The sequence below is a fragment of the Rhodospirillaceae bacterium genome (assembly GCA_002746255.1).
Classification (GTDB): domain Bacteria; phylum Pseudomonadota; class Alphaproteobacteria.
In genome coordinates this window covers 1-12218 of the sequence record NVWO01000026.1, presented here as the reverse complement: position 1 = coordinate 12218, position 12218 = coordinate 1, and the positions used below count along the sequence as shown (strand labels likewise).

The 12218-nt window shown below is 47.5% G+C and carries 4 protein-coding genes; 1 reads left to right on the top strand and 3 read right to left on the bottom strand.

The window, feature by feature from the left end:
- Positions 1–138: 138 nt before the first annotated feature.
- Positions 139–6825: a hypothetical protein gene (locus tag COA65_09945; protein PCJ57015.1), complete on the top strand. Its 6687-nt coding sequence runs from the start codon at positions 139–141 to the stop codon at positions 6823–6825.
- On the opposite strand, the gene COA65_09940 is transcribed toward COA65_09945, so the two are convergent.
- The 3 genes from COA65_09940 to COA65_09930 form a co-directional block, all read right to left on the bottom strand.
- Positions 6817–8184 (bottom strand): hypothetical protein, encoded by a 1368-nt coding sequence (locus COA65_09940; protein PCJ57014.1) that lies wholly within the window; start codon positions 8182–8184, stop codon positions 6817–6819. The two genes, COA65_09945 and COA65_09940, sit on opposite strands and share 9 nt — an antisense overlap.
- A 534-nt stretch (positions 8185–8718) precedes the next feature.
- A complete protein-coding gene (locus tag COA65_09935; protein ID PCJ57013.1) occupies positions 8719–11136 on the bottom strand; it encodes a hypothetical protein in 2418 nt (805 codons plus the stop codon).
- 243 nt (positions 11137–11379) lie between these two features.
- Positions 11380–11937 carry a hypothetical protein gene (locus COA65_09930; GenBank protein ID PCJ57012.1) on the bottom strand — a complete coding sequence of 186 codons (558 nt, stop codon included), beginning with the start codon at positions 11935–11937 and terminating at the stop codon, positions 11380–11382.
- Between the last annotated feature and the right edge of the window lie 281 nt (positions 11938–12218).

Sequence of the window (12218 nt, the reverse complement as noted above, 5' to 3'; positions counted from 1 at the left end):
ACGCACACTACAATTAAGACAGGTGGTGGTGCTATTGCACTAGTACCTAGTAAGACAATCAATACATTTGTAGCAGGCACAATTGAGAAAGGTGTCGAAACAGTCGGTCGTGAGATAGGTGCTCTCATTAACCAAGAGATGCTGATACAAGGGAGCAGTCTCGCTATGGATCAAGGCTTAGTAGGCTTGACAGCAGAGCATGCTTTTGAGTTAGCTGCAGGGAACATTCCCTTCGTTGCTATAGATGCAGTTCATATCTTCAGAGGACCTAAGTCTGGGGCGGATAGGTTCCGCTCACGAACTGCACAGGAGTCAGCGAATAACTTAAGGGATAAGCTCCTAGGTGAAGAGTATCAACAGACAGTCGATGCGCTGAAGTCGTTCATTGACACGTCTAAGCAGGATAACAGTATACGAGATCGTAAGCTGTTACCTCCTCCTAGAGAGGATCTCACTATGTCACGGCGAGAGAAAGCTAAAGTGGGTCTCTTGGATCTGTCTGATGCTGAACGAGTAGGTGACAGTGCTGTGATTCATACACAATTGATTGCAGATATCGAGCACTTCCCACGGATCTTTAATAAGTTGCAGAGGACACGCGGTATCTCTGTAACGGATTTGCGTAAGATGGGCATGAGTCGAGAGAAGGCTCGTGACGTTATAGCTACGTTGACAGAGAACGGTATGCTGAGGCCACCGACACAAGAAGGTGGAAAGCATGAGTTAATGGTTACGTATTCTCCTATGGATCATCAGCTAGTCGCTGAGGCTAAGTTATTTATAACTCAGGCTGAAAGGAAGTATCCGGGTAAGTCTGTCGGGGTTGAGACGACTAGTGCTAGGGAAGTCAAACTTCCTGACGAGGCTCCTAAGTGGCAGAAAGACTTCATTGATGCATTGTCAAGAACACCTGAGACGACTCGAGCTCTTCAGTTAATGAAGGCTAAGAACCCTGAGATCGACATATCGAATCCAGAAATTGCAGCTCAACTAGATGCACTCTCCCAGCAGGCTATCGGCTCCAAGCTATCTGAGGAATACGGTCCAGCAGCTCCTCTGTCTCCAGCACTACGAAATCTCCACCATAAGGTAGGTGAAGCTAACGAAGCCGTTGTGCGAGGCATCTCTGAAGAAGCTACAGGTAAGGTATTACCTAAACGGAAGTTCGATACTCCAGAACAGCGTAAAGACAGCACAGACAAGACTATCGAAGGCAAGGTTCGTGGTAAGATTACGTCCTATATAGACGAGCTTGTTGATGGTGTCTTCGGAGTACGGACAGAGAAATCGACTAATGCAGATGATCGTCTAGCTCTTGGTAATGATATTCAACAGTCGTTAGGTGACTTCCTAAGGCGGATGACAGACCTTGAGAAGCAGGATCTGCTCAAGGCTCCACAGGAGATGTCTATAGTTGAGTCTGTCATTAAGATGGATGAGTTAGCTATGCTCTACGATAAGACTCTGAAGGATACATACAGAGGTAAGAGAGGTGTAGATCACCCTGTCCTCGTAGAGTATAAGAAGTCTATAGACGAGCTACGTGCTGACCTACACAAGCAGATCAACCTCGGCTTGATGCACCCTGAAGAGGCTATCTCTCGGATGCGTAATGCAGAGCTACAACGGTTGGGTCGTCTTACTAACGACATGGACACAGTTGCTAGAGAGTCTGACCTAGAGATCTTTCATCGAATTACTCCAGATAAGGTTGTTGCTTACCTGCTACGGCTTGATGAGTTAACGGATGCACAAGCTAGGACAGCTATGGATGGTGCAAGTCCATGGGCTAACAACAGAGATCCTAACATGTATCTATCAGCACTAGCACAGTCGATTCGCTTCCTCGATGAGAAGGCTACGATTGTACGGCAGTGGCAGCGGTTAGGAGACGCTAGTGATTCACGGGCTGGAGCTGGAGTTAAACGTGTAGCGTCTGGAGATGATTCTGCTCCCGGAAGACTTGATCGACTTATTGAAGGTGATGAATTAGTTGAACTACAGGCTTTGTGGAACTACGTTACTAAGCAGGGAGAGACACTTAAGTTTCGACAGGATCGTAAAGACGATGGATTCTCACTAGATGACATCTCTATGGTTGCTCAGGACAAGTCAAAGATCCAGCGGGAGATTGCACCTAAGTCACTTGATGAGGTTCTCGACAAGGAAACTAAGAATGCGGTAGGTGATACCTTCGTAGCTCAGCTCACACAGGCGTTTGACGGCAGAAGCTGGTCGCCTGAACAGTGGAACTTCTTGTTGAATAAAGGGACAGGGAAAGCTGTCTCGACTAGAAATGCTGACAAGCGTGCAAACAGGTTCAACTGGCTTTTACAGTCTATGTTCAAAGGTGAGTTCGGTATCACTACAGATGGAAAAGGTAAGCTCATTGCTAAGTTTGGTGATGACATCCTGACAGGTGAAAAGAGGTTTATGAAGGACCTAGTGGATAAGATGGTGAATGAGGGACAGGATAAGATTGCACCTCAGACTCTAAGCACAGCGATTCGTCTAGAGTTCGTTCCTGCTATAGGAGCAGCGTGGCAACTCTTGCAGAAGGGTAAGCTACATGAGTCGTTCACACGGAAGTTSTCGGAAGAGTCWGTGAAGGCATTYAAGGTTGATCTGYTGAAGGAYAATGATCTTGACCCTCGGCTRGCTGAYGCRGCACCYTCKATGTTYGCKACGATGCTRGGAGCCAAGACACACTTYCAGTCRTACTTTGCTAAGAAGGGMTAYGGGGCRAATGAGGCTACAGCGTTGACGTCGGTTGCTGTGAAGCTGGCAGCCCAGTTCCAAGAYGTAGGATTCACACGTATTGCAGAGCTGACAGGYGAGAAYACATCRCATYTGGGYGGGGCCTWTTGGAAGTCTCGTGAGAAYGAYCTGAATAATGCTGTGTTGTTRAGRGCTAGTGATCAGTTCTCTACAAARGAGTTCGCTACGTTCAAGAAACTACATACTATGGGTCATGAGTTATGGCACGCTATGGGATCGGCTCGTCTGAAAGGACAGTTGAACCCTATTAAGTCTGCTGAGATGGATAATGTATATAAACTTGCAGCTGCGTTAACGGATGAACAGAGAGCCACTGTGTTTAACTTCTGGTTCGACAAGATGGTTCCGGGAGAGTTTCAGAAAGGTAGAGCAGAGCAACAGTTAAAGGACATTAGGGCTGACAGAAATGTAGGTGTTGATGAGTTCCTTGCTGACTTCGCTGGAGCCCTTGCACTCGGTGTAGCGAATCCCTCAAACAAGCTGAAGATGCGTGAGTTCGGTGATGACCTTGCACTGGCTGGTCCTTTTGAAGCAGAGTTTGCGAAGTCATTATTCATGCCTATGGCTGACATGATGGACGGTCTGCATGGCTACCTTAGCCGTATCCTTGGAGACGAAGATTCAGCCACGACGGTTCTTGAGATCAAAGATGGTATCATGAAGGTCCTCGAGTCTCAACAGTACATTAGAGAGGCTGAGAAGGCTCTCGCTACGCTGGAGAGGATGGAGCCTGAGAACTATGCTAAGATGCTGTATGAGAATACGGTGGATCCACCAGACTACCTGAAGCTGATAGGCTTTACGAAACGTATATCTGGCTATGACTTTAAAGAGTCTGTTGAGCACAGGAAAGCCTTAGACGCTGGTCTTGATGCTGCACGCAGAGCACTCGGCTTAGCGAAGCACTCTGAGACAACAAAGTTCTTTGGTCTTGAAATGAACTTCTTCGAGAAGTGGATGTATCCAGCGGCTCAGCTGGGACAGCGGTTCCCGATCCTACAGCCTGCTATTGATCTAGCGTTGTCCTATCGACCTATGCAGAATGAGATGGCGGTGAAGATGCTGACAGACTTCCTTGTCGGGAAGGACTCGTTAGGACGTTCGAGGATTGACGCTGAGGCAACAGGTATTAAGACTATGTACGGGAATAAAACGGCTGATGCAGCCGGTACACAGATTGCTTTGATGAAGAATATCGAAGAGCGTGTCCTCACTGATGCAGAGATGATTGCTCTTATGCAGAAGGGTCTGTCAAAGCAACAGCAACAGGATGTCATTAGCTTCCACAGGACTTTGGAGAGCACGATGCCTAAGGTCGCAGATATGATCATGGCTTCGTATCACAAATCTGTGCAACGTGCAACGGCTCGTCTCGTTCAGATAGGGAACAAGACTATCGGATCTCGAGAAGCTAAGGTGCTGGGAGAGACGATTGCTCATCACGTTAGGAAGCTCAGCCCAGACCCTCGAGTGAAGACTTCACCTGAAGAGATACAAGCTGCAGCAGTGTTCTTAACGGAAGCTAGAAACAATGGTGCTGCTAAGGCTATTGCTCATGCAGAGTCTATGTTGCATCCTAAGCTGGATGACAAAGGTGCTGTTGTTCAATCTAGTGCCCTCGATGGTTTGTTCGAGACACTCTCTAACAAGCCGTGGTATTCTCCGGAACTAAGGTTAGGGAAGTACTATGTCGGTTGGAAGAACAAAGACGGTAAGGGTGATGTGATAGCTGATGATGACCAAAATGTTATCACGGCTCATGCGGCGAGACTTGAAGCTGAAGGGAACTCGAAGGTTCATGTATGGAAGAAACACAATAAGGATGACTACTCATCCGGGATTCCACCAGACCTGCTAGAGGCGTATGCTCGAGTGGCTGACGTGGCTGCGAAGAACATTAAAGAAGAGTTGGGACTACAGAACAGCGTAGATGTGGAGGACTTCCTCAGCCATTACAATCCTGAATCCTCTCTGCTGAATGAGATCAAGTCGAATCAACCTCTCCAACGGAGTATGCTGCCAAGGAAGATTCTTGAAGGCGGTGAGGGTCGAGAGACTACTTCTGTCAGCCAAGGCTTTATACAATATATTTCGGGTGTGGCCGGAGCGATTGCTAAAAGAGAAACTAGGGAGCTATCAGCGCTAACTCTCAATGATCCAGAGCTTCGAGCCAACCCGGATATTCAATCATGGGCACGCAAACACCTAGACATAGTGTTGAATCCACCGGCTAAGGAGATGACGTTCTTTAAGAACCTCAACTTTGCTTACTTCCTCGGATTCAACCCAGCTTCGATCCTAGTGGAATCTAGCCAGAGTCTGTTGACGTTGATGCCCAATCTCACAGCCGCTACAGGATCTATCTCTGGTAGCTATAAGGCTTGGGGTGGAGCACTCAAAGAAGGTATGCACGCCTTGATGAACAAAGGAGAGTATAAGGATCCACTGTTGAGAGAGATGGTTACACGGGCTGTCAACGAACAACGGATTGACTTCGGCATCATGCAGGAGTTCCATAACGTTGAGGACATAGCTATCAGTAATCTGCATGAGCTTGCGGCTGGGCAGACGCCGGCACAGACGGCGAAGACTATCGGAACAAAGGCAGCKTATTGGTACCTKAACWSTGCWCGTAACCTCTATAGTCATGCGACACGGATGAACAGTCACATTGCTTTCGTTAGTGGRTTCCGYACAGGACAGAAACTGAAGAATGCAGATGGCTCRAAGTACAGTAAGGATCAAGCCTATGACTTYGCTGTGAAGATCGTACAGACGAGTATGTTYGGAGGTGGACAAGCTGCGAGACCTGGCTTCTTYAGCCAAGGGAACGGTGCWGGTGCTYTRCAYGGTGCGCTCGGAGCTGTCTTYAGCYTACAGACTTATACRTTCTCTACGATAGCCCAGATGACTAGGCTTGGACAGGACGCTATAGGCMGMAGRTTTAAGGATGATCCTACGTCGAGGAAAGCTGCAACGAAAGCCTTCAGTCAGATGGTGACTACACAGGTCCTGCTGGCAGGTGCCTTGGGCTTGCCTATGGTGAACGGGATGCTTGCGTTTCTTGATGAGATCTTTCCGGAACTACAGTTACGGAAGAAGACTAAGGATGGCTTCAATGAATTGTTTGAGTCAGTGCTTGGGGAAGATGTCGGACAACAGATGGCAAGTGTCGCTATGAAGGGGGCTCCCTCAACTTTCGCCTTCGCTGATGTGTCAGGACGGCTAGAGTTGGGGAACCTGTTTGGAATCGATTCCTATGCAGGATTCAGTTTGAAGAACATCGTAGGCCCCACCGGAGCTGTGTTTGAGAACCTCTATAAAGGGGCTCAACTAGCCAGTCGCGGTGAGGCGTTACGTGCCACGGAACAGATCATGCCGGTTCCGTTTAAGAAGATGATTAGGCTAATACGAGATGGCGGTAAAGTTCGCGATCAGGCAGGACGACTTTTGTTCCAGCCGACTGGTATTGAACAACTTGGGCTCGCATTAGGATTTCAGCCAAGACGTCTTGCAGAAACTCGCGAAGCCCAAAGGTTGATCCGGAAGACTGAAGAAGTTGACATAGCGCAAACACAACGTTTCCACAGGGGTCTCGTTGATCAACTACTAACAGGAGACATCCCGCAAGTCCAGCAAGCTCTCCTCGACCGTGAGCAATCAGGGATAGGTTATTCCGCACAGGCAGGTGCCCGCCGTCTATCTGAGCTAGCAGTGGATCGTCAGCTCCCTTATGACCTAAGTCGACAAGGGCGCAAGTCAACAGCCGGAGAGCGGTCGCGACTCTCACGAATTCAGAGTGATATTTCGCTTCCGACTGAGGTAGAACGACTCCTTTTAAAAGGGGAGATCTCGCAACAACTGATGCCGGGTCTTCCGGCTTACACCCGGACGCAGTTGGCTCGGGCGCAGACGGTGGATCAGATGATGAGTCAGAATCCCCTGTTGTCGAAACAGGAGGCGGATGTCCTAGTTGACGCAGAGCTTGGTCGAGCAAGCCACGTTGGGCTTCCAGGAGTGCAAGAACAGCAGAATCTATCATTTTAGTATACCTTTGGCTTTCATTTCTTCAATCTTAGATGTGTGGAATAAGACACGCTCACCTGATTTCAGGGCTGCTAGAGTAAGCAGCCCTGCTTCATGTTTCAGGTAGTTGAGTGTCTCGAACAGTTCTTTCGCTGGCATGTCTTTATAAAAGACTATCTTCAGGTTCTTCTCWGATACGTACGGCTGAGCCATCACGTAACGAACTATCTTGTCCGCATACGCGGCTGTCTCATTACGGCCCAATGCGCCGAAGAGTTGCTCTAGGTTTTCTTCTACCATGATTAAGGAGGCGTCCGCTGCTTCGAGGTCTTCGATGAATATCTTCAACGTGAGGGTCCGGCTGACGGCTAGGATCATAGCTACACGGAGGACAAGCACGTGTCGAGTTCTGTAGTAGGCACGAAGGAATTCGGGCTGCTTGTTGAGCGCGGCTCTGCCTTCTCGATACCACTTATCGTACCAGAGCTTCGCAGCTGGGTCCCACTTGAATTCACCTGTTAAGCTGATTAAGGTGGGAACACGGTCGACGAATCTGTTACGTGCCTGAGCCATYTCGATTGTGACGACTGGGAATGGAACAACATTCTCGGTATCATCCTCTTCACAGACGAAGATACARCGTCGAGAGAAGCCACCGCCTATGATGTCTTCACGTAGCCACTTCTGAATCCACATCGGAGTCGTACARCCAAGGAGRTTGACGAACACRTTMGGTAAGAACTCAGAGCCTGCGCCCTTAGTCTTCACYTCRTAGTCATCTATGTCGAATACAGTGACGAGGAAGTCCATCATRCGAGAGGGATCAACACTCATGAACTGRGACATCTCTGTAGCACAAATGCTAAGAGGCGTGTACGAGAAGTCCATTAATGTAGCTGGATCTTGTACAGTTCGTGTATAGTTAACCATCTCCCGTGTTAGGGATTCCTTCGTCTGACAGTCCGCAGACATAGGCACAGGATACTTCGGCTTGAAGAGTAGATCCTTGACGGTCTTACCCTTGTTATCGTTGACTATCTGTGCCATCTTCTCGTTGTATTGATCCTCTTGCTCAGTAAGCGAGGATGCATTAATTGACTGCAAGATGCCTTGTGCAATCTTCAGCCCTGTACTCTTGCCGGAGCCGGGTGGCCCTACAAGAATCGTGTATAGGTTTGGATAGATCTTGAACGTGCCCATAGAGATCCAAACTTTCTTGCTGAGCAACGAGGATATCACATACATACCGCACCATCTATGGAACGATTGTGGCACCTCGTTGCCCTTGCAAAACTCTAGGTAGTTCGCAATAAGACTACTCATTAATATGATCGTGGATATATTGTTTAATCTTCTTGATGATTTCTCGAGTCTGTGCATTGTGATTCTTCACAATGTCACCAAAAAGCAGCTCTTCGGGTAGTAAGAACCTATCTTGTTCTCGTTTGTAACTAATTACAAGATGTCTATCTTGTAAGTGATCCGTTTCTATTGCTAAATCTACTGTCTCCATATGAGCAAGTAGCTTCTGGCATCCTTCTAGTTCTGTGCTAGTCATTGTCATATTCCTTTATTTGTCTCATTATTTCAGCAATAACAGGAGTCATTTGATGATAAGGTATCCCACTGTTGTCATGCTTTAAGACTAGGTTCGTTGCTAGCTTCATGCGAGCTACAATCCTATCTTGCTTACGCATTTCACCATTATCTTCAGCCATAGTTTTCATCCGAACACCTCATCTTGACAAGGTTGACACAAGGCAGAGATGCCGTACTCTTTACGAGATATCTCATCCTTGAACTCTGTTGCTTCTAATCCGCATTTAACACAGCGGTCGTTGAGGAGTGCCTCTCGGCGTCCGGGTATCATGCCATCTACAGGTCTATACTCTGTTCGTTTTATGTCTCTATCACTCATATTTCTTGGTCCATTTCACCCCATGATCGGCCAAATTCGCCTTCGAAGGGTATAGTTAATTGTTGATCAGCTATCACAATTTGATTTGCGAAGTAGCCGGTGAGGCGTTGTGCAGCCCACTTAGTTAGGCTCTTTGGGAATTGTCCGCAGAGCGCATCGTGGACTTGATGAAGTGGTTCGATGATTAGGGAACCGTCTGGCCGTCTGTTCTCTGGATCATTCCAGAGATTGAGTGCAGCCATGTTGGTGGCATATGTTGTGTTTGCCTGTGGCTCATGTGATAAGGCTGCCTTTAAGGTGCTGTGATCCTGCTTGCGTCCGAAGAAACGTCTAACGTGACCGGAAGCAGATGTAAGGATGCCTGTGTCGTTGAGCTGACGACGGACCCATTGATGCCAACGCGGTACGCCCCAGTATCGCATGAAGTATATACGTTGAAGCTTCTCGCAGTCKGCWGCKGGGACATTGACTGTCCCGCCTGTCTGTTTGAAGATGTTAGCTGACATGGTCACTTTGCCCATCCCATARTTAGAKCCRTGCTGACAGCCYTTYGAGCCRTGGTAGATAGGATCYTTCTTACTAACCCGAGATACAAAYTCCTTAATCTGTACACGGTCCATGTTGTCGAGGCACGTTGGTCCGAACTTRAACAGACAWGCTATAACRAGAGGAATCTTGATTCCYGCTAACAGGTCATCCATCATAGTAGGATCTCCGAGCCGTTGACAATGTGCTGCTACGGTCCATCCATCTGCTCCCGCAAGGTCACATTGAAAGAACCAATACTCATCATCTGCAATGAACAGATCACGGTCATGCTTAGGGATCGTCTGCAAGTTATAGCCAGATCCTGTTGGGCTTGTGTAGCAGGTGAGACGGCCTGTCTCTGTTCCTACTATGTTATAGCCACATCGTATGCGACCGTCCTCGTCTGCGTGTATGCTGAGCATTCGTGCTCGGGTGCCTAGCTTACGTATCTGCATAGCAGCGTCGATGACTGGGTGTTTGAAACGCTTGAACAGCTTGATCAGACTCTCTTCGTTCGCTGTGGGTTTTCCTGTGGCACGATTGATCTGTGCAGGTAATCCCATCTCTGTATAGAGGAGAGTCTTGAACTTAGGACTGTTCACGTTGACTTCCTTCCCTGCGTGCAGGTTGAGAATCGTTTGGCAGAGGTCTCGTCGTTCAGAGATACCAGATTGACGATCCACAGCAGCAGTAGTGGCATACTTAATACCACGTAGCTCCATGTAGAGAAGTGGGTTAAGCATCGCTATGTTGAACTTGTAGTGCTTCATAGAAGGCACTTGATTCTCACACTTCTTGTTGATCTCGTATGTTACAGCGCTGTCCTTACAACAGTATTCCCAGAACACACGTAGATTCTGTGTCTTACGCTCGAACTTATAGTGAGGCTCTCGAGTATAGAGGGCGGCTTGAAAGCCTAGCCCTTTCGGCAGCTCACAGTAGGCTTCCCAGTGTTTGAGCATCGTATCATCGGCTACGTTGACAATAGGACACTTGTAGCTGTAGGCGAGGACGAAGTTATCATACAGACTGTTCTGCAGTATCTTCGGCACATGTGGATCAGCGAGCAGTTTGCTCATGGCTTCCCAGATGATGACCTCTTCATCTTCTGACCAGTAGCGTCCAGTCATTCCCTTGAAAGGAACTATGAATGCGAAGTCAGAATAATCACTGAAGGATATGCAAGACATGCTGTTGATACCGCCTTCGATATCAAGGGAGACAGGGTTTGCATTTGTTCTTAGATTATTAAGAGCCGTTACAATTTGTATAGCTGTATAATCAGTGATAAGCTTTCGTTTCGGAACGTTGAGTTCAGGGAACTTAGCCTCGTTGTACGCTCGCTTCATGTCGAACTGCATGATGGGAGCGTTCTCATACATGCGGAGACAAGAAGAGGGGTGATAGGTTGCTAGGCATTTGCGTCCTGCGAATATGGAGTCCGGGTGGCCCATGAATAGATAGCCTCGCTGGTCCTTGATCTTTGGCTTCTTGTCTAGCGTCGCCGCCTTCAGTGCATAAGCTCCAAGCAGGATACAGCAGTTGGGATCGAAACGATCTAAGTCTGTCTTAAGTTGTTTCAACCCTTCTTCTATTTCAGGTCCCGTCCATGGCAGACGTGATATGTCATTGCTAGGTGGTCTGATCTGACAGACGTTAGCAATCAGCACACTTCCACGGGCAATCCCGGCCGACCCTGCGATACCCCACAGTAGTCGGCCGGACGCTCCCACGAATGGTTTCTTTGCCGCTTCCTCTTCACGGCCCGGTGCATCTCCAATAATGGCTAGCTTGTAGTCAGTATTGAACGTTGGATGTTCGTTCGGAATTGTATCATCTAGGTCATCCGTACCTAGATAAGATTCCAATATGTTAGCTGGACTCATTTGCTTCTTCTTTAGTTAAGAAACAGCTTTTGCCTAAGTAAAAGACGGTTCCAGATCCAATCCCAGTTTCTACGCACATATAGCTTTCTTCAAACTCTTTCTGTGCTTTATAGTTATCGAACAGTTCTTCTCCGGGTCTTCCAGGAGAGTCAGTAACACTTACACGTACTTGTCCGATAGTCACTTTTTGCAGTGGGTCTTTTATCCACACTTTGTCACCATTACTTAATTTCGTTTGTATTATCATTTTGGCATTACTTTCTTGAATAGTTCATACGTCTTCTCGATGTCGTACTGTGCATCATGTGCAGCTTTTGTATCGAATGCGATGTCGAAACAACCACATGCTTCCTGCAAACGGAAACGCCGTGGTCTTGTTTTAGGATCAACCTTAAGTGAAGCCATCCCTGCTACGTCAATCGAAGGCCAGTAGAACTGCCCAGCGAATGCGTGTATATGATGTCGATTGTACCATTCTCTGACGAACTGATAGTCAAAGCTGGAGTTGTAAGCTACGAAGTGAACACGTTCTCCCATTGCACCTCGGAACTTCTTGATGATACTAACGAACTCCCACGCTACATCCACAGAAGTGAGAGGTAGTCTGTCTAGGTAGTTCTTTGAGATACCACAGACTTCCAATGCTTTAGGGTCGAGGACTGAATCCTTGTAAGGACGGAATTCTCGTACAATTGGTGCACCTAAGATAGGTCCATCTACTAAGATCATAGCTATCTGCCAGATCGCGTTTGTCTTGGGATCTAGTCCCGTTGTCTCTACATCAATTAGTGCGTACTTCATCGTTTACTAGTTCTGTTAACATTTCAATTATGACACCTACTTTTTTAAGTGACCTTTTCTTTGTGATTCTTCCAATGGAAGTTCCATTTGCGCTAACTCTAACATGATCTGGTAGAACTGTTATAATTAGATGACTTGTTTTGAAGTCTCTATTCATTTTAGAACCTGTCTCATTAATGTTATTGCACTGTCAACGTCAGCATTCTCAAGGTAGTTAAGAACCTTCTTCAGTTGTGTTTCTAACGCCCACATGTAGGCCCATTGGTCTAGGATCTCATCCT